This window comes from Duganella flavida (assembly GCF_009857445.1).
GTDB lineage: Bacteria > Pseudomonadota > Gammaproteobacteria > Burkholderiales > Burkholderiaceae_D > Rugamonas > Rugamonas flavida.
This window is the reverse complement of record NZ_WWCN01000010.1, coordinates 16,477-35,012: the sequence shown is the minus strand read 5'-3', so window position 1 is coordinate 35,012 and position 18,536 is coordinate 16,477. Positions and strand designations below refer to the sequence as shown.

Below are 18,536 nucleotides of genomic sequence, written 5' to 3'. Positions count from 1 at the left end.
CTTTATTTGGCTGGATCTTTGACCGCGTCGTAGCGGTCAATCTCGACGGCGCCATACGTGCCATTGGCCAGCTTGTCGATGCGGCGGATGTAGATGGTCTGCACAATGTCGGCCGTCTGGGCGTCGATTACTACCGTGCCGCGCGGACTGGCAGCGCTATAGCCTTTCGCCGCAGCGATGAACGAGGGCCCGTCAACCTTGCCGCCAGTTTTTGCCAGGGTGGCGGCGATCAGCGCCATGCCGTCGTACGCGGAAGCAGCCTGGAAATTGGGTTTGAAGCGGTTGTCCACGGTCTTCGCAAACGCTTCGGTAAATGCGGCGTTCTCGCGGCCGGATTGGAAGTAGGAGTAGTAGCCCGCCGTGTAGATGCCGGCCATGGTTTCACCCGCTGCCTTCAGCACATCTTCATCAGCCCAGCCTTCGCCGCCCAGGAAGCGGATGCCCGCCTTGTCCAACCCTTTCTCGCGATACGCTTTCATGAAGGCGACCATCGGCTGGCCGTTCGGCAGGAACACGTGGATGGCGTCCGGTTTGGCATCCTTGATGCGTTGCAGGAAAGCGCTGAAGTCCAGCGTGGACAAAGGCACTTTGACTGAGTCGATCACCGTGCCGCCTGCGGCTTTGAAGCTGGTGGTGAACCATTGGTCGGCGTCATGTCCCGGCGCATAGTCGGCGACCACCGAGAACACCCGGCGCGATCCAGTCTTGTAAGCCCATTGCGCCAGCGGTTGCACTGATTGCGCAATGGTGTAAGAAGTGCGCGTCAAATATGGAGAGCGCGTTGTGATGGCAGAAGCAGCGGCGCCGGTGACCACCATCGGCTTTTTGGCGCGCTCACTGACGCCCGCTGCGGCGATGGCGTTAGGTGTGAACACGAAGCCTGCGAGGATATCGGCCTTGTCGCGGCCGACCAGTTCCGTCGCCAGACGCTTGGCTACTTCCGGCTGCGGGCCGGTATCGTCCTTGTACAGCACTTCCAGCTTCTTGCCGGCCGCCTTGCCGCCGTTCATGCGCATCCAGGTATCGATGCCGGCCTTCATTTGCTCGCCGCTTTGCGCAGCTGGACCGCTGAGGGAAGTGATCACACCGATGCGGATAGTCTCCTCAGCTGCCTGCGCGGAACACAGGGTAAAGCATAGCGCCAATAAGGTGCGTTGCATATTGTCTCCTTAATTGTTATGACTGTTGTGCAGCCATAATCACGGACAACTGCATATTTTCAAATAGAATAAACGGAATAACGTTTATTCTAATTTCAAATTTCGCTGGAGATTGAGTATGAAGGGATTTGACTTGAACCTGCTGCCGGTGGCGCTGGCCATCTATGAGGAGCGTAGCGTCAGCGGTGCAGCACGCAAGCTCGATATGAGCCAGCCGGCAGTCAGTGTGGCCTTGAACAAACTGCGCAAATCGCTGGGGGATCCCTTGTTTGTCCGCACCGCCCAGGGCATGGCGCCGACGCCACGGACGTTGACGCTGGTCGATCCCACCCGCGATATGCTGCAACGTCTGCGCAACGACGTACTGGCCAGCACCGCATTTGATCCAGCCAGCAGCGACCGCTGTTTCACGATCGCCCTGTCGGATGTGGGGGAAATGACGTTTCTGCCACGCCTGCTGGAACACCTGCGGCGCGAGGCGCCGGGCGCCAGCATCACGTCAGTAACGCTGCCACCGGCGGAACTGGCGGTGGCACTGGAGGAAGGCCGGGTCGACCTGGCGGTCGGCTATTTCCCGGATCTGAAACACCGCAACTTTTTCCAGCAACGGCTGTTTTCCCATGACTTCATTTGCATCCTGAGCGCCGACCATCCATTCCGTGGCAAGCGGCTCACGATGAAGAAATTCCTGAGTATGGGACATGCGGTGGTGAAGGCGGAAGGTCGCAGCCAGGAGGTGTTCGAACAGCTGCTGATCCGCAACCGCATCTCACGCCGCGTGGTGCTGTCCACGCCGCACTTCATGTCGATTCCGTTTGTGATCGCGGCCAGCGACCTGATTGCCACCGTACCGCGTGCCGTGGGAGAAAGTTTTGCGCGGTTCGCACCAGTGAGACTGGTGGAACCGCCGATCGACGTGACCGGTTTCGATCTGAAACAGCACTGGCACCGCAAGTACGCCAAGGATGGCGCTAATGCCTGGTTGCGGGCAGCGCTGGTTCAGTTGTTCGGTCAGTGATCCGTATGCAGGTAGGACGGCGTCTTTGGCAGGCGCAGGCTCACCAGGAAGGCAATCGCCATCATCACGGTCACGTAGATGTAGAACCAGCTCTCGTGACCGAGATTCTTGAACGACAGGCCGACGAATTCCGCCGAGCCGCCGAAGATGGCGTTGGAAATCGCGTATGACAAGCCCACGCCCAGCGCACGCACTTCCGGCGGGAACATCTCCGCTTTCACCAAACCGCTGATGGAGGTGTACAGGCTGACGATCGCCAGCGCCACGGTAATCAGAACGAAGGCCACCACAGGGCTGGTATTCACATGCAGGATGGCCAGGATAGGGAAAGTCGCCAGCGTGCCAAAAGCGCCGAACAGCATCATCGAATGACGGCGGCCGATGCGGTCGGCCAGCATGCCGAACACCGGCTGCATGCACATGTACAGGAACAGGCAACCGGTCATCACCACGCTGGCCGTCTTGGCCGGCATGCCGGCCGTGTTGACCAGGTATTTCTGCATGTAGGTGGTGAAGGTGTAGAAGATCAGCGAGCCGCCGGCGGTATAACCGAGCACGGTCAGGAATGCGGCGCGGTGATGCTTGAACAGGCTGGCCAGCGTGCCGGCTTCCTTGCTGTTGCGGTCTTCGGCCTTGATGGTTTCATGCAGCTGGCGACGCAGCATCAGCGACACCAGCGCAGCCACCGCACCCACCGCGAACGGCACGCGCCAGCCCCAGGCCTTCAGTTCAGCCGAAGTCAGGAACTGCTCCAGAATCACCACCGTCAGCACCGCCAGCAACTGGCCGCCGATCAGGGTCACGTACTGGAACGACGAGAAGAAGCCGCGCTGGCCACGCAGCGCCACTTCACTCATATAGGTTGCAGTGGTGCCGTATTCGCCGCCAACCGACAAGCCCTGGAACATGCGGATGATCAGCAGCAGGATAGGCGCGGCCACGCCGATGCTGGCGTAGGTCGGCAAGACCGCGATGGCCAGCGAACCGCCGCACATCATCAGCACCGAGACCACCATCGATTTCTTGCGGCCAACGCGGTCGGCCAGGCGGCCGAACATCCAGCCACCGATCGGGCGCATCAGGAAGCCCACCGCGAACACGGCGGCCGATTTCAGGAATTCCGCCGTCGCATTCCCGCTCGGGAAGAACTGGCTGGCAAAATAGATCGATGCGAAGGAATAGACGTAGAAGTCAAACCACTCCACCAGGTTGCCGGACGAGGCGCTGATGATGGCGAAAATACGCTTGCGCCGTTCCTCGCTGCTGTATTGCGGTTGTGGGGGTTCTTGCATGTTCATGCGATTCTCCTGAAATATTATTATTCGGTGGGTATAGGATCAGCATCGCACATCAGCGGCGCGGCGGCATCCGCAACTTTGGCGCAGCGCCCTCCGTAAAACTACGGAGGGCGCCCAAATCGGCGTGCACAACTGTTATTGTTTCCCTATTTGGTTCTGGAGTATCCCATGTCTTCCCTGTTCAAGCCGCATCACTGGCGCAGAGCCCTGGCCGTTGCCGGGGCGCTGGTGCTGATTGTGCTGTCGGGGAACTGGGCCGAGCAGCGCGAACTGCAAGCCAAAATGGAAGCGCTGCGCCAGGCCAGCGCGGCCCACGTGCTGGGCTTGCGCGGCTTGGTGGAAAAGCATGACTTCCTGCCGCATGCTGCAGCGCGCCATCCGGAGGTGCAGAACCTGCTGCGTGCCCCCGGCGACAAAGCCTTGCGCGCCCGCGTGAACGATTATTTCGCCGACCTGCAAATCACCACTGGCGCCGCCGCGCTGTATCTGGTCGACCGCAATGGCATGACGCTGGCCTCCAGCAACTGGAACACGCCGTCCAGCTTCGTCGGCGAATCCTACCGCCAGCGTCCGTATTTCGACGATGCGCTGAAGGGCGGACGCGGCCTTTTCTATGGCCTCGGCCTGACCACCGGCCAGGCCGGCCTGTTCATCGCGGAACCGGTGCGGGTAGGCGCCGAAGTGCTGGGCGTGGCCGTGGTCAAGATCAGCCTCGATCCGCTGGAACGGGTCTGGCAGCGCAGCGGCTATCCGGTGGTGCTGCGCGACAGCCGCGGCATCGTGTTCCTGAGCGCAGTGCCGGAATGGCTGTTCCACAGCATCACCCCGGTCTCCGCCGCCGACAGCCAGTGGATGAGCGAGCACGCCCAGTATGGACCGCGTACCCGCTTCGACCTGCTGCCGTGGAAAATCAAGGCTGGCAAGGACACGCCGGGCTTCGTCCTGCAAACCTCGGTGCAAGGCCGCAGCACCAACCTGCTCGCGCTGGACACGGCGCTGCCGGAACTGGGCTGGACGCTCACCGTCACCGAGGACATGCGCGACGTGCAGCAAGCCAAGCAGGCGGCATTGACGCTGGCCACACTGGCCGCCGCCCTGCTGATGTTGGGTGTGCTGTACTGGCGCTTGCGCGAACGCCGCTTTACCGAACAGCAGACAGCCCGGCTGGAGCTCGAACAACGGGTCGAGGAGCGCACCCGTGACCTGCAAGAGGCCCACGCCTTCCGCAAGGCGATGGAAGACTCGCTGCTGGTCGGCATCCGCGCGCGCGATCCGGAAGGCAAAATCATCTACGTCAATCCGGCGCTGTGCGCCATCGTCGGCTACAGCGCCGAGGAGCTGTTGGGCCGCCATCCGCCCTACCCTTACTGGCATCCGGAGGACCTGGAAAAACAGGCGCGCGAAAGCGACGAAGCCTTGCAAGGCCGCGCCGCGCCCAGCGGTTTCGAATCGCGCATCCGCCACAAGGACGGCCATGACGTCATCACCATGGTCTACACCGCGCCGCTGATCGACACCGAAGGCGTCAACCGTGGCTGGCTCAGTTCCGTGGTGGACATCACCGCCCAAAAGCAGGCAGAGGCCCGCCAGCGCGACCAGGAAGTTCGCCTGCAGCGCAGCGCGCGCCTCGCCAGCGTGGGCGAGATGGCGTCTACCCTGGCGCATGAACTTAACCAGCCGCTGATGGCGCTGTCCAATTTTGCCGTGGCTGCGCGCGCGCTGGCGGGACGCGGTTCGCCGGACATGGTGGCCGGCGCGCTGGACGACATCATTGAACAGTCCAAGCGCGCCAGCGAAATTGTGCGGCGCGTGCGCTCGCTGATCAATCCGCAGCGTGGCCACTTTGAAAGCTTCGCCATCGGCGACATCATCCTGCACGCGGAGGCGCTGCTGAAGCCTGAGCTGCAGCGCAATGGCGTCACGCTCAAGCTGTCGATGGAAGACCCGGCGGCGCTGGTGCGCGGCGATAAGGTGCTGCTGGAGCAGGTACTGGTCAACCTGATCCACAACGCCGTGCAAGCCATGCAGGAGCAGCCGCGCAATCGCCGCTGTATTGCCCTGACCAGCCAGTGCGCCGGCGCCAGCCTGCGGATCGCCGTCAGCGACCAGGGGCCGGGCATTCCGGCCGACCAGCTGGAACAAGTGTTCGCGCCCTTCTTCACCACCAAGCCTGATGGCCTGGGGCTGGGGCTGAACATTTGCCGCACCATCATCGAAGCCCACAGCGGTATCATGACGGTCGAAAGCCAGGATGGCGCCACGTTCTCGTTCACTCTTCCTATCGTGCCATGAAAGACGCTCCCCTCACCCTGTACGTTGTCGACGACGACGAAGCCCTGCGCCGCTCACTGCTGCTCCTGTTATTTTCGCAGGGGCTGGCGGTGCAAGCGTTTGAATCCGGCGAGGCCTTTCTTGAGGCGGTCGACCTCAGCCAGCCGGGCTGCGTGATCCTCGATTTGCGCATGGGCGCCATGAGTGGACTGACCGTGTTCGAACACATGCGCAGCAAGCATAGCCCGCTGGTGACGGTGTTCCTGTCCGGCCACGGCGACATCCCGACCGCGCTGGAAGCGGTGCGGCGCGGCGCCTACGATTGGGTGACCAAGCCGGACACTCTGCAGCTGCTCGACAAGCTCCCCGCCGCCATCGCCGAAGCGCGCGCACGCGGCCAGGCCTTGCGGCTGTGGCAAGAGCTCACCGCCCGCGAACGCGAGGTGGCGCGGCTGGTCGGGCTCGGGCAGCCGAACAAGGAAATCGCCCGCATCCTGGTGCCGCCGTGCGGCCCGCGCTCGGTGGAAACCCATCGCGCCAACATCTTCACCAAACTGCAGTGCGCCAACGACAATGAGCTGGGCCGCTGGCTGGCGGCCCATCCGTGGCTGGAGTAGAGCCTACGCCATGCGGGCGTGGCAGCGCTCGACGCAGGTGCGCAACGCCGCTTCGACGATGCCGCGCTGGCGCTCGAAACGCTGGCTAGGCATCACCACCGAAATCGCCAGCATGACACCCTGATACACGCCGACCGGCAAGCCGATCGCACATTTGCCCACCGCGTGTTCTTCCCTGTCGTAGGCAAAGCCGCCGGCCCGGATTGCATCCAGCTGCTGCTTGAGCGCCGCCATATCGGCCACCGTATGCGCGGTCAAGCGCTGCAGCGGCGCGCCGCCGTACAAGGCGTTGACATCGGCATCGGACAAACCGGACAGCAAGGCCTTGCCGCTCGACATAGTGTAGGCCGGATAAGTCGCGCCCACCGAGGGCAGCGCACGCTCCGGCTGGTCGGACAGGAAGCGGTCCATGAACAACACTTCGCCCGCACTCAAGGTCGATAAGTCGATGCTCTCATGGGTCGCTTCGAACAGCTGGTAGAGGGCAGCGCGCAATTCCTGGGCGATGCCAGACCCCGGCAACTCGCCCAGCCGCCGCAAGCCCCAGCCCGGCCGCACACCGCCGGCGCCGGCCTGCACCAGGTGCTCTATCTCCAGCGCATCGACGATGCGTTGGACGGTGGAACGCGCCAATCCCGTCGCGTTGGCCAGCTTGCCCAGACTCAGGCCGTCAGGCTGGGCGCCCACCTCGCGCAAGATTGCAGCCGCCCTGGCAATTACTTGTATTCCTTCCATCTATTTCTCCACGCTCAGCGAATTGTACCGCATCGTGATACACTGCTGTACCGCCTAACGATACAGCAACACATTATGCCACGTCAGTACATCACTCCCAACTCACCTTTTTACATAGTCATGCTCGGCCTGCTGTCAGCGCTGCCGCCGCTGGCGATTGACATGGGGCTGCCCGCCATCCCAGCGCTGGAATCGGCCTTCCACATCGACATCGGCGTTGCCACCCGCACCCTGACCGTGTTCCTGCTGGGCTTCTCGGTCGGTCCCATCCTGTTCGGCCCCCTGTCCGACCGCTACGGCCGCAAGCCGGTGCTGCTGCTGGGGCTCGGTTTGTTCTCGCTGATCTCCCTGGCCTGCGCCTGCGCCGGACAAATCTCCAGCCTGTTGCTGCTGCGCCTGCTCCAGGGAATTGCCGCCGGCGCTGCTGCGGCTTTGCCGGCGGCCATCGTGCGCGACGTCTTCACCGGCCATGCCGCACTGTCGCGCCAATCGTATGTGGCGCTGGTGAATGCGGTGGCGCCGCTGGTGGCGCCCCTGCTGGGTGCGGGACTGCTGGCGTTCGGCAACTGGCGCCTGATCTACGGCTGCCTCGGCGTGATCGGCCTGCTGCTACTGGTGCTGAGCGCGCTCGGTTACGCAGAAACCCGGCCACGGCAAGCGACCGCGCAGAATATTTTCAGCGCAGCGATCTCGGCTTACGGCCAGGTGCTGCGCAACAAGCACTACCTGGTGCACGCAGGACTGCTGGCGGCTTCGTTCGGCACCATGTTTGCCTACATCACCGGTTCCTCGGCCGTCTTCATCGACCTGCTGGGCGTATCGAGCGGCGCCTATGGTGCGTTGTTCGCGCTGACCGCTGCCGGCACCATCGCAGGCGCAACTGCCGGCGCCAAACTGGCGCACCGCTGGGATGCCGACCTGCTGCTGGCCGGCGCCGTCATGGCCTCGGCCGTGGTGTGCGGCACGCTGCTGACAGCGTCCCTGTGCAAGGTTCATTCGGTGGCCGTGGTCACGGTGTGCGTCCTGCTGAGCAACGTGTGTGCAGGCATCGTCATGCCAAATGCTACGCACCAGGCGCTAGCCACAGTCGGCAATGTGGCCGGCAGCGCCGCTGCCCTGCTGCGTTCGATCCAGATGCTGGCAGGCGCCAGCGCCGGCGCACTCATCGGCCTGTTCGCCGGCAACCAGCTCGCCGTGATGGCGGCCGTGATGGTGTTCTACTCCGTGCTGGGCCTGCTGTTGCTCGGTCTGCGCCGGGCATTTGCCCACGCCGGAACTGCTAACGAATGGTTTGTTTGAAGCCGCCCGCCTGATTAACGTACCTCCAGTTCGAATGGCGCGGCTGGCAGGTCATCGCCGCTGAACAGGTTGACGAACGGCGCATCGGACCATGCATAGCGCACGCGCGTTACGTCCGCCCCGCCGGCGCCGGGCAGGCGCACGGTATCGCCCTCGGCCCGCGCCTCGGCATAACGGCAGCTGGCACTGGCGCACACTTCAAAGCCGATGGCGCGGTCGGAAGAATAAGTCGCCAGCCCGCCGCCAGTATCGCGGAAGGCAATCACAATATCCTTGCCACTGCGCTGGGCCGATACCGCGTACGGACTGCCCGCCGCGCCCTGCCCGCCATAAGCCAGCACGCGTGCTGCGCGCGCCAGGCGCTCGCCGACCACGGTCTTCTGGGTCGGATGAATGTCAAACCGATCGCCCACGTCCAGCGTGATGGCCAGCCCAGCATGGCCGTCACTGGCCACAGACGCGGCCTGCGCCGCACGTAGTTCTGCCCAGCCGGACTGACCGGGTGCCTTGGGCGGCGCACCGAACGGGGCCAGCTGGGCGATCATGAACGGCAATTCAGGCTGGCCGAAGCGCTGGCGCCAGTCGCGCATCAGCAGCGGCAGCAAGGTGCGGTACTCTTGCGCCGCGCCGGCGTTCGACTCGCCCTGGTACCACGCAGCCAGCTTGAATTTATAGCCCACCAGCGGCGCAATCATGCCGTTGTAAAGAGTGGTCAGGCTGGTCGGCGCATCCCACGGCGCCGGCGGCACGGACAACCCTGTCAATGCACTGCCGCGCTGCACCTTCCACGTGGCCGGTAGCGTCACCAACTGCCCGTCCGCCAGCTGGATGGCGCGATTGGCCGGCTGGCCCGACAAACCGCCGCCCTGCCCGCCGCTCAGCACCCGTAGCGCAATCACGTTGCGCCCCGGCTTGAACACACCGGCTGGCACGGCGTATTCGCGCCACAGCCAGCCGGTACTGGAGCCGCCCACGCGCACGCCGTTGACCCAGGTGCTGTCGTAGGTATCGACCGGCCCGAGGTTGAGCTGGTTGGCCTGGCTGGCCTGTCCCGCAGTCAGCGTGACGGTGGTGCGATACCAGGCTACGCCGTCGAAATTCTTAAAGCCGTCCAGGCCGCTGTCCTTCCACGAGCCACTGGGTGTGACGACCGGCCAGGCGGCATCGTCGAAGTCCGGCAGGCGCCAGGGGCGCTGCGCGGCGGCGGCCGGATCGTGCGCATCCCACCATGCTTCGTTGCGCGCTTCCTCGGCGCGCATGCCGGCGGCGCGGTCGGCGCCATAATCAGCGACGGCCGCCACACCAGCGCGGTAATTGTCCAGCGTGGCGAGCGACTCGGCGCCGATCCAGCCCTGGATGGTGGTGCCGCCCCAGCTGGCGTGGATGAAGCCGACCGGGATCTTGTAGCTGGCCTGCAGCGAACGCGCCATGTAGTAGCACACGGCGGAAGCGTCACCCACCGTCTCCGGCGCCAGCGGTGTCCACGCGACTGCGCCGCTGAGTTCTTCCTGCGGCGTGGCGGCATTGGTTTTCTTGACGTTAAGATAGCGCAGCTGGTCGTTGGGCGCAGTATGGATGGCGCCAAAGGCATTGGTTGACGCGCTCACGGAAAATTCCATGTTGGACTGGCCCGAGCACAGATAGACATCGCCGACCAGGATATCGCTGCGGCTGACCGTATGGCCGTCCGAGCGCACTTGCAGGGCGTAGGGCCCGCCGGCTGGTTGCGGCGGCAAGGCGATGCGCCATTTGCCGCGCGCGTCGGCGTTGCCGGTAACCGTCTGTCCGCCCAGCGTGACGGCCACCTCGCGCCCGGCGCCGGCCTTGCCCCAGATGACCAGCAGCTGCTCGCGTTGCAACACGGCGTGGTCGGAAAAGATACGCGCCAGTTCAAGCTCCACTGCCTGCGAAGGCAAGCACAGGCATGCGGCAGCCAGCGCCAGCAGGCGCATCGCGTTACGGTTGGTCTCCATCGGAATTCCTCATCATTGTTGTTAGTGTCATGCAAATACCAGCCGACTGGCCACCCGGCGCGCGACGCCGCGCCGGTCCAGCACCAGCGCCATGCTGCGGCCAGCATAACTTAGCTTGACGCGGGTACCTGGCGCACCGCGCAACACCAGCGCGTGCGGCCGGCCTTGCCGCCATTCCAGATCCATCTCCAGCGCGCCGCGCAAGCGCAAGCCGCGCACCGCGCCCTGGCGCCACGCATGCGGTAGCGCCGGCAGCAGGTGCACTTCGCCACCCCACGATTGCGCCAGCATTTCCAGAATGCCGGCGGCACCGCCAAAATTGCCGTCGATCTGGAACGGTGGGTGGGCGTCGAACAGATTCGGATAGGTGCGCTCCGGCCCCAGCAGGCCGCGCAAGATGGCCAGCGCGTGCTCGCCCTCACCCATGCGGGCCCACAACGCCAGCCGCCACGCCGTGGCCCAGCCGGTCGAGCGGTCGCCACGGGTACGTAGCGTTACCTTGGCGGCGGCAATCAGGGCCGGCGTGTCGCGCAGGTTGATCTGTTCACTCGGGTAGACCGCGTACAAATGCGACACGTGGCGATGCTGCTGTTCGGGCGCCCCGGCATCCCAGTCTTCCAGCCATTCCTGCAGCTGCCCCTGCGCGCCGATACGGTCAGGCGCGAGGCGGCTGCGCAGCTGTTCCAGTGTTTGTGCGAACGCGTGGTCGCCGTCGCCCGAGGCCCGCTGCAGCGCCAGTGTCCAGCCGAACAGGTCGCGCACAATCTGGCGGTCCATCGCCGGTCCCGCGCACAAGGCAATGCCGGGTCGATGTTCGTTTTCGGGTGAGATTGAGGGCGATGTGACCAGTCCGCGTCCTTGCGGATCCTCTACCAGCGTATCAACGAAGAATAGCGCCGCACCTTTCAGCAGCGGATAGATGCGGCGCAGCCAGGCCGGATCGCGGCCGTAGTCCCAGTGATCCCACAGGATGTTGCACAGCCATGCGCCACCGCACGGCCACATGCCCCAGTTGGGACCATCAATCGGTGCACTGGCCCGCCACAGGTCGGTGTTGTGATGCGCCACCCAGCCGCGTGCGCCATACATCACGCGCGCGGTGACGGCGCCGGATTGCGCCAGTTCCTCGGCCATGCGCAGCACCGGTTCGACGCACTCCGGCAAGCCCGCCGCCTGCGCCGGCCAGTAATTCATTTGGGTGTTGATGTTGATGGTGTACTTCGAGCCCCACGGCGGGTTGTTACCTTCGTTCCAGATGCCCTGCAGATTGGCCGGTTGTCCACCCGGACGAGAGCACGACAGCAGCAAGTAGCGAGCGTATTGCACATACAGCGCGGCCATCGCAGCTACCTCATCGTCTGCCGCTTGCTCTGCGTTGGCAACGCGGGCGTCGGTTGGCTGTGCGGCATGGCCAGCGCCGCCAATGGTCAGCGACAGGCGCGAGAACAAGGCATGATGGGCGGCGACATGGGCCGCGCGCAGCTGCGCGTAGGTCCGGACACTGGCCGCATTGCTGGCGGCACGCACCAGCGCCAGCGGATCGCCGCTGACGTCCGTGCTGCTGACATGGCTGGTCGCTGCGGCGATGACCAGCGTCACCGACGAGGCGCCACGCACCCGCAATTGCTCGCCCTCGGCCTCGATGCGGCCGTCGCCCACTGCACGCACACGCAGCGCGTAGCGCAGCGCCCCGGCGACGCCCGCCGAGGCGATGTTGCGGCCGGCGATCAGCAACGTGCCCAGGCCGTCGGCGCTGATCGACAGCGTGGACGGCCGCTGCCCGGCTTCCAGCGTTTCAGCGCTATGCCAGGCCGCACCGGCAGCGCGGCTGTCGCCATAGCTGGCGTCGCGCGGATGCCGGTAGCCAAGGTCGCAATCCAGCTTGCCACCCTCGGCAGTCAAACGCATTACCACCACGCCATCCGGCGCGCTGGCAAACACCTCACGCGTATAGCGCACGCCGTTGCTGGTGAAGCGCGTTGCCGCGATGGCCGTGGAGAGATCAAGCGACCGTTCGTAGTTGCTGACGCCATCCAGTCCGTGGAAGTCCAGCAGCAGGTCGCCTGCCGAACCATACGGCATCTGCGACGACGGCCGCGCGATCATCGCGCTCGCCACCAGCTCAGTGGCCTCACGATAGCGCTCTGCGGCGATCAGCGCCCGCACTTGCGGCAAGGCGGCAGCGGCGGCCGGATTATCCGCGGCATACGGGCCGCCGGCAAACATGCTGCCCTCGTTGAGCTGCAAGCGTTCCTGCCGGACGCGGCCGAACACCATGGCGCCTACCCGGCCGTTACCGATCGGCAGCGCTTCTACCCACTGGCTGGCAGGACGTTCGTACCACAGCGTCAAATGATCGCGCTGCGCTGTGGCCGCCCGCTCCAGCGCCGCCCCAGCCAGGCCGGGGAACACAGCGGCCAGACCGGCGGACACCAGCAAGCGGCGCCGCATTGGATGGAAAATATCAGGCATGCTTGGCTTGCAGGTAGCCGTGCATGTCCAGCCAGCGCACGAAGCTGTCGAACCAGCCGGTGCTGGTGGTGCTCTTCTGGTACATGCCGAAGCCGTGGCCACCCTGCTCGTACAGGTGGAACTCCACCGGACGCTTGGCGCTACGCCAGCTGTCGATCAAGCCATAGCCGGCGTTGCCGAAGAAAGGATCGTCGGCGGCCAGCGCGACAAACAGCGGCGGTGCATCGGCCGGCACCTTGACCGCCCACAACGGACCGTAGATGTTAGCGATGAAGGCCGGCTTGGCATCCTGCCCGTACAGCGTGGTCGACATGGTCAGCATGGCGCCGGCCGAGAAGCCGATCATGCCGACACGGTCGGCATCCACATGCCACTCGGCAGCGCGCGCACGCACCAGCGCAAAGGCGGCGCGAGCGTCGGCGATTTGCGGCGCGTAGGCCACGGCTGGATCCGGCGGTGTTTCAGGACGCTTGGCGCCCGGCGAGAACAGCTCCGCCATCGAGCGCTGGAAGCCCGCCATGTCGGCTGGGGTCTGGTTCAGGCGGTACTTCAGCACAAAGGCCGCCACACCCTTGGCCGCCAGCGCCTGCGCCACTTGCCAGCCCTCGTTTTCCATCGACAGCGTGCGGAAGCCGCCGCCCGGCGCGACGATCACGGCAGCGCCACTGCCCTTGCCTGCCGGCGGCAGGAACGGCGTCAGCGTCGCCACCACCACGTTGCGGGTAAAGACGCTGTTGTACTGCCTGTGCCAGGCTTCCGGCGCGGTGGCGCCGGGCAACTCGCCGGTATTGAGCGTGATCGCGCCCGGCTGGGCCGGCGCAGCGATCGGTGTCATTTTGTCGTTCTGCGCCATGGCGGGCGCAGCCAACACGCAGGCCAGTGCCCACAGTGCAAAGCGAATATTTTTCATCGTGTCTCCTTGTTGGTTTTTATTGTTCCAGCAGCACAGTGCGGTTCAGCACCAGTTGCGCCTGCTGCCCTGCCACGCCGGTGCCCGGCTGGCCCGAACCTACGCTTAGCTGGTACTGGCCCGGCATCACTTGCCGCACACCGTCACGGGTGACGAAACTCAGGTCGCGCGGCGACAGGCGGAAGCTGAGCTGGCGACGCTCGCCCGGCTTCAGTGTCAGCCGCTGGAAGCCGCGCAGCGCCAGGCGCGGTGCACCTTCTGCTGCTGGCGGTGTCAGGTACAGCTGGGCCACCTCATCGCCTTCGCGGCTGCCGGCATTGCGGATTTCGGTGGTGACCAGGATGCCGTTTTCCGGCCCGCCTTCCAGCGGCGCCACCTGCAGCGGCGTGTAGCTGAAGCTGGTGTAGCTGAGGCCCGCACCGAACGGATAGACCGGCGTACCGGCATAGTAACGATAGGTACGGCCCTGCATGCTGTAGTCGTCGAACGGCGGCAGGTCTGACAGGTTGCGGTAGAAGGTCAGCGGCAAGCGTCCGCCCGGATCGGCGCGGCCGGCCAGCACATTCGCCACGGCCAGGCCGCCAGACTGGCCCGGATACCAGGCCTCTAGAATCGCAGCGGCGTTGTCCTTGGCCCACGACAGGTCCAGCGCGCTGCCGTTCATCAGCACCACCACCAGCGGCTTACCCAGCGCCTTGGCGCGCTCCAGCAACTGGCGCTGTTCGGCGGGCAGATCCAGCGAAGTTTTGTCGCCGCCGGAGAAGCCTTCCACTTTGATCGCCATTTCCTCGCCTTCCAGGTCCGAGGTCAGGCCAACCACTGCGACGATCACGTCGGCGTCGGCCGTGCTGCGCTGCAGGTCCGCGTCGGCATCGCCGGCAATGCGTTTCCAAAACAGGCCAGGCACGCCTGTGCTACCGGTCTCGGCTTCGAAATGCAGCGGGTAGCGCTGGCCTTTTTCCAGCTGCACGGTGCGTAGCTGCAGCGGCTCGCCCCATTGCGAATAGGCCGTGGCTTCCACCGCCGGCTTGCCGCCCACAGTCAGTGCGCCCTTCACGCCGCTGACGCCCAGCCGGTACAGGCCGGACTCGGGTACCGACAGATAGCCATCCCACGCCACCTTGTGCTGGTCGTCGACCTCCTTGAATGCCAGCCCGCTTGCTTCCAGGCCCGGTTCAGTACGCACCAGCACCGGCTGGCTGTCGTACTGCTCGCCGCGACGGTTGTAGTAGGCGACGCGCAGGCCCGGCTTGCCGTCCGGCGTCAGCAAGGCGGCGCCGGGCACCGGGTCGCCATCGGTGATCGACGCGCCGGCGTGCACCAGTTTGATCTGCGCCTTCGGCAGCACGCGGCGCAGGCCGTCCACCACCGACACCGGCGGCGCCGACTGGGTGGACGAATAATTGCCACGCAAAACGCGGGTGGCGTCGGCCAGCGGCCCGATCACCGCCAGCTTGAGACCGGGCTTGAGCGGCAACACACCGTCGTTCTTCAACAGCACCAGGCTGCGGGTGGCGGCTTGCAGGGCCAGCGCCTGGTGCGCCGGCGTGCCGATGGCGCTGACCGGCACCGGAGTGACCTGCCGCTGCGGCAAGCCGGCCAGGTCGCCGTTGCGGTAGCGCGCCGAGAACAGGCGCACCAGCGCCTGGTCGATATCCGGGATGCTGATCAGGCCGCGCTGCCAGGCTTCGCGATAGCGCGCGCCCAGGCCCTTGTTCTCGCCCAGCGTCCTGGTGTTGCACTCGTTGTCGGTGCCGGCTTTCAGCGCCACTGCCGCTGCTGCGGCCGGGTCCGATGCGTATTTATGCTGCTCGAAGATGTCGATAACGGCGTCGCAATCGGAGACCACATAGCCTTTGAAGCCCCACGCACCACGCAGGTGCTGCTTCATCAGCAGCTCGCTGCCGCAGGCCGGCTGGCCGTTGATGCGGTTGTAGGCGCACATGATGGAGCCGGCCTTGGCCTCCACGATAGCGGCGCGGAACGCCGGCAAATAGGTATCTTCCAGATCGTGGGCCGAGACAAAGACATCGGCCATGTGGCGCGTCGATTCCGGTCCGCTGTGCACGGCGAAATGCTTGGGCGTAGCCACCACGTCGGGTAAATCCGGATTGCTGCCCTGTATGCCGCGAATGAAGGCCACGCCTAGCGAAGCCGTCAGGTGCGGATCTTCACCGTAGGTTTCCTGCCCACGTCCCCAGCGCGGATCGCGGAAGATATTGATATTCGGCGACCAGGTATCGAGGCCGGTGCCGATGCGGCCGAGGTGACCGGTTTCACGTCCCAGCGTGTGCAACGCGCGCACCTCCACGCTAATGGCCGACGCCACCTGCTGCACCAGCGGCGCATCGAAACTGGCGGCAAGGCCGATCGGTTCCGGAAAGTTGGTGGTCGGCAGCGGCCCCAGCGCGCCATGCAGCGATTCGGTCCACCAGTTGTAAGCCGGGATGCCAAGGCGTGGCACAGCCGGCGCCACGTTCAGCAGCTGGTCGATTTTCTCGTCCAGCGACATTTGCGCCACCACTTGGCGGGCGCGCGCTTCGGCCTCGCTGTGGACATCCGCACCGTATGCCGCCGCCGGAATGATGGCGGCCGCCAGCAACCATGCCGCTCGCCGCCGCAAGCCGCCTTGTTTGTCTGCTCGCATGTTAGTCTCCATGTTATAGAATCAAAAAATGTTTGCGATAACATTTTTTGGTACAGGAAATGTAATCCCTGCCTTAACAAGTAACCAATAACTTTTTTGACGAGATTGATATCTAAAACAGCATCGGTGCGGAAACAATTTTTAGGCGTGCTCGATAGCGCGCCACTGATTTTGCCGACAACGGCGGCGACCCCGGCGCCACTACCTCGACAGCCCGGATGCAGCACAGGCGATGGCGCTTACCTACCTGTGCCGGGCCTGCGCTGAATCCGGCGCTGGGGTTTATTTGAAACCGTCTGCCTGATACACCACCTTGCCGCCCACAATGGTCCGTAGCACCTTGGTGTTGGCGATCTGCTCTGCATCGATGGTGAACACGTTGCGGTCCAGGATGATCATGTCGGCCAGCTTGCCCACTTCCAGCGAGCCCGCGTCCTTGTCCAGGTTGAGCGTATAGGCCGCATTCACGGTGGCGGCGCGCAGGGTTTGTTTGCGTGTCAGGCCGGCGTCGGCATTAAGCTTGCCCGGATATTTGTCCCACTGGGCGGGATCGTTGGTGCGGGTCACGCCTACTTTCAATGCAAACCATTCATTGAGCGGATCGACCGGCCAGTCGCTGCCGAACGCCACGCGCGCGCTTGCCGCCTGCAGGGCGCCCTCTGGCTCCATCCGTGCAAAGCGGTCCGGCCCCAGGAAGTCGCGGGCGGCTTCGATGGAATCCGGCGCCGGTTTCGCCCATTGGAAGGACATCACCGGCGTGGCGTCGAGTGCCGCAAAGCGGGCGTAATCGGCGGGATCGGTGACTTCCACATGGGCGATGGCCGGACGCACCGTGGAACCTGGCGCCTGCGCGCGCATGGCCGACACGGCGTCCAACGACTGCCTTACCGCGCGGTCGCCGATGGCGTGGATGTGCGGATTGAAACCGGCTTTGGCCAGCGCCGCCAGCATCGGGTGCAGCACTTCCGGCGGCAGGTACAGTTGGCCCGCATTCATGCCCGGGACGTAGTGCGGATCTTTTTCCGTGCCACCGTTCACCAGGTACGGTTGCAACAGGCTGGCAGTGAAAGCCGGCGCTTGCACCACGCCGTCCATGAACAGCTTGGCGTGACGGACCGCGATCGCCGGCGCCACTGCCGGCTGGCCTTGGTCATAGCGCTTGGCCAGGTCTTGCAGCCAGGCGATGGCCTTGTCAGGGACGCCGGCCATGTCTGCGCTGATCAAGGGCGCAAAGAAGCCACGGGCGCTCAGGCTGCCGCTTTTCTGCACGCTGGTAAACGCCGCCAGTTCGGCCTCGCCGGAGGCCGCAGCGAAGAAGGTCGTCACGCCCTGTTTGCGCATGGCGTCCAGCGCGGCCTGTGCGCTGGCCACGTCATCCTTGGCGGTGGCGGCGGGCACGGCATTGTTGATCAGCAAGCCCGCCTCGTCTTCGAAAATGCCGGTCGGGGCGCCGCTGGCATCGTGCGCAATCGAGCCGCCCAGCGGGTTCGGCGTGGCAGCCGTGATGCTGGCCAGTTGCAGTGCACGCGAGTTGGCCAGCACCGTGTGGCCATCGCTGGAATTCACCACCACCGGGCGCTTGGTATTCAGTGCATCGAGGGTCTTGCGGTCCGCGTCCGTGCCCTTGGGCAGCATGGCCTGGCGGTACCAGTTATTCACCACCAGCCAGGAATCGTCGCTGCCGCTGTCGGCGTCGAGGCAGGCCTGGATGCGGGACTGGAATTCCTGCGTGGTCAGGCCCGCATAATCGAGGTTGCACGTGCGCAGATTGGCGCCGCCACTCAGCGGGTGCATGTGGGCGTCGATCAGGCCCGGCATCAGCATGCGGCCGTTCAGGTCGGTGACCTGGGTTGCTGGGCCGATCAATGCGGCCACGCCGGCGTCGCTGCCGACATACACGATGCGCCCCTGCCGCACGGCCACCGCCTGGCCGACCGTATCGTTGGCATCCATGGTGGCGATGTAGCCATTGCGGTACACCGCATCTGCGGGGTTGACATCATCATGGCTGCTGCATCCAGCCAGTACCAGTGCAAGCAGTATCGTTAGTCTCGTTATTTTCATTGTCATTTCCGTCGGTTAGAAGATGCACCGGGCCGTTATCGCCAGTTGCCTGGGCCATGTTATTGCGCGATA

Annotated in this window: 12 protein-coding genes; 4 read left to right on the top strand and 8 right to left on the bottom strand. The window is 64.8% G+C overall.

Annotated features, from left to right (window positions below; genetic code table 11):
- Positions 1-2: 2 nt before the first annotated feature.
- Positions 3-1,160 carry an ABC transporter substrate-binding protein gene (locus GTP46_RS16405; protein WP_161007716.1) on the bottom strand — a complete coding sequence of 386 codons (1,158 nt, stop codon included), beginning with the start codon at positions 1,158-1,160 and terminating at the stop codon, positions 3-5.
- Between the two features lie 118 nt (positions 1,161-1,278).
- On the opposite strand from GTP46_RS16405, the gene GTP46_RS16400 reads away from it, so the two are divergent.
- Positions 1,279-2,178, top strand: coding sequence for a LysR family transcriptional regulator (locus GTP46_RS16400; RefSeq protein ID WP_161007715.1), 900 nt, complete (start codon positions 1,279-1,281; stop codon positions 2,176-2,178).
- Here GTP46_RS16400 and GTP46_RS16395 read toward each other — a convergent pair.
- The gene (locus GTP46_RS16395) at positions 2,172-3,476 is read right to left on the bottom strand and encodes an MFS family transporter (protein WP_202414307.1); all 1,305 of its coding nucleotides are present in this window, start codon (positions 3,474-3,476) and stop codon (positions 2,172-2,174) included. The two genes, GTP46_RS16400 and GTP46_RS16395, sit on opposite strands and share 7 nt — an antisense overlap.
- 168 nt (positions 3,477-3,644) lie before the next feature.
- Here GTP46_RS16395 and GTP46_RS16390 point away from each other — a divergent pair, with 168 nt between their 5' ends.
- Both GTP46_RS16390 and GTP46_RS16385 read left to right on the top strand, forming a co-directional pair.
- A complete protein-coding gene (locus GTP46_RS16390; protein WP_161007714.1) occupies positions 3,645-5,768 on the top strand; it encodes a sensor histidine kinase in 2,124 nt (707 codons plus the stop codon).
- Positions 5,765-6,364, top strand: coding sequence for a response regulator transcription factor (locus GTP46_RS16385; RefSeq protein ID WP_161007713.1), 600 nt, complete (start codon positions 5,765-5,767; stop codon positions 6,362-6,364). Before GTP46_RS16390 ends, GTP46_RS16385 begins: the two co-directional genes overlap by 4 nt.
- 3 nt (positions 6,365-6,367) lie before the next feature.
- On the opposite strand, the gene GTP46_RS16380 is transcribed toward GTP46_RS16385, so the two are convergent.
- The gene (locus tag GTP46_RS16380; protein ID WP_161007712.1) at positions 6,368-7,099 is read right to left on the bottom strand and encodes an IclR family transcriptional regulator; all 732 of its coding nucleotides are present in this window, start codon (positions 7,097-7,099) and stop codon (positions 6,368-6,370) included.
- 120 nt (positions 7,100-7,219) lie between these two features.
- Between GTP46_RS16380 and GTP46_RS16375 the strand changes: the two genes are divergently transcribed.
- On the top strand, positions 7,220-8,398 hold the full coding sequence (locus GTP46_RS16375; RefSeq protein ID WP_161007711.1) for a Bcr/CflA family efflux MFS transporter: 1,179 nt from the start codon (positions 7,220-7,222) through the stop codon (positions 8,396-8,398).
- 14 nt (positions 8,399-8,412) lie between these two features.
- Here GTP46_RS16375 and GTP46_RS16370 read toward each other — a convergent pair whose 3' ends face one another.
- The 5 genes from GTP46_RS16370 to GTP46_RS16350 form a co-directional block, all read right to left on the bottom strand.
- Positions 8,413-10,371, bottom strand: coding sequence for a sialate O-acetylesterase (locus GTP46_RS16370; protein WP_161007710.1), 1,959 nt, complete (start codon positions 10,369-10,371; stop codon positions 8,413-8,415).
- A 27-nt stretch (positions 10,372-10,398) separates the two neighbouring features.
- A complete protein-coding gene (locus GTP46_RS16365; RefSeq protein WP_202414306.1) occupies positions 10,399-12,843 on the bottom strand; it encodes a glycoside hydrolase family 95 protein in 2,445 nt (814 codons plus the stop codon).
- Positions 12,836-13,753 (bottom strand): alpha/beta hydrolase, encoded by a 918-nt coding sequence (locus GTP46_RS16360; protein ID WP_161007709.1) that lies wholly within the window; start codon positions 13,751-13,753, stop codon positions 12,836-12,838. The genes GTP46_RS16365 and GTP46_RS16360 overlap by 8 nt, the downstream gene beginning before the upstream one ends.
- A 19-nt stretch (positions 13,754-13,772) precedes the next feature.
- Positions 13,773-16,400: a glycoside hydrolase family 3 C-terminal domain-containing protein gene (locus tag GTP46_RS16355; RefSeq protein WP_202414305.1), complete on the bottom strand. Its 2,628-nt coding sequence runs from the start codon at positions 16,398-16,400 to the stop codon at positions 13,773-13,775.
- A gap of 282 nt (positions 16,401-16,682) precedes the next feature.
- On the bottom strand, positions 16,683-18,464 hold the full coding sequence (locus GTP46_RS16350; protein ID WP_161007707.1) for an amidohydrolase: 1,782 nt from the start codon (positions 18,462-18,464) through the stop codon (positions 16,683-16,685).
- Positions 18,465-18,536: the final 72 nt, after the last annotated feature.

Excerpts from the sequence above, each read along its gene's own strand:
- GTP46_RS16405 (WP_161007716.1), bottom strand. The coding sequence starts at position 1,160 with ATGCAACGCACCTTATTGGCGCTATGCTTTACCCTGTGTTCCGCGCAG.
- GTP46_RS16400 (WP_161007715.1), top strand. The coding sequence starts at position 1,279 with ATGAAGGGATTTGACTTGAACCTGCTGCCGGTGGCGCTGGCCATCTAT.
- GTP46_RS16395 (WP_202414307.1), bottom strand. The coding sequence starts at position 3,476 with ATGAACATGCAAGAACCCCCACAACCGCAATACAGCAGCGAGGAACGG.
- GTP46_RS16390 (WP_161007714.1), top strand. The coding sequence starts at position 3,645 with ATGTCTTCCCTGTTCAAGCCGCATCACTGGCGCAGAGCCCTGGCCGTT.
- GTP46_RS16385 (WP_161007713.1), top strand. The coding sequence starts at position 5,765 with ATGAAAGACGCTCCCCTCACCCTGTACGTTGTCGACGACGACGAAGCC.
- GTP46_RS16380 (WP_161007712.1), bottom strand. The coding sequence starts at position 7,099 with ATGGAAGGAATACAAGTAATTGCCAGGGCGGCTGCAATCTTGCGCGAG.
- GTP46_RS16375 (WP_161007711.1), top strand. The coding sequence starts at position 7,220 with ATGCTCGGCCTGCTGTCAGCGCTGCCGCCGCTGGCGATTGACATGGGG.
- GTP46_RS16370 (WP_161007710.1), bottom strand. The coding sequence starts at position 10,371 with ATGGAGACCAACCGTAACGCGATGCGCCTGCTGGCGCTGGCTGCCGCA.
- GTP46_RS16365 (WP_202414306.1), bottom strand. The coding sequence starts at position 12,843 with ATGCCTGATATTTTCCATCCAATGCGGCGCCGCTTGCTGGTGTCCGCC.
- GTP46_RS16360 (WP_161007709.1), bottom strand. The coding sequence starts at position 13,753 with ATGAAAAATATTCGCTTTGCACTGTGGGCACTGGCCTGCGTGTTGGCT.
- GTP46_RS16355 (WP_202414305.1), bottom strand. The coding sequence starts at position 16,400 with ATGCGAGCAGACAAACAAGGCGGCTTGCGGCGGCGAGCGGCATGGTTG.
- GTP46_RS16350 (WP_161007707.1), bottom strand. The coding sequence starts at position 18,464 with ATGAAAATAACGAGACTAACGATACTGCTTGCACTGGTACTGGCTGGA.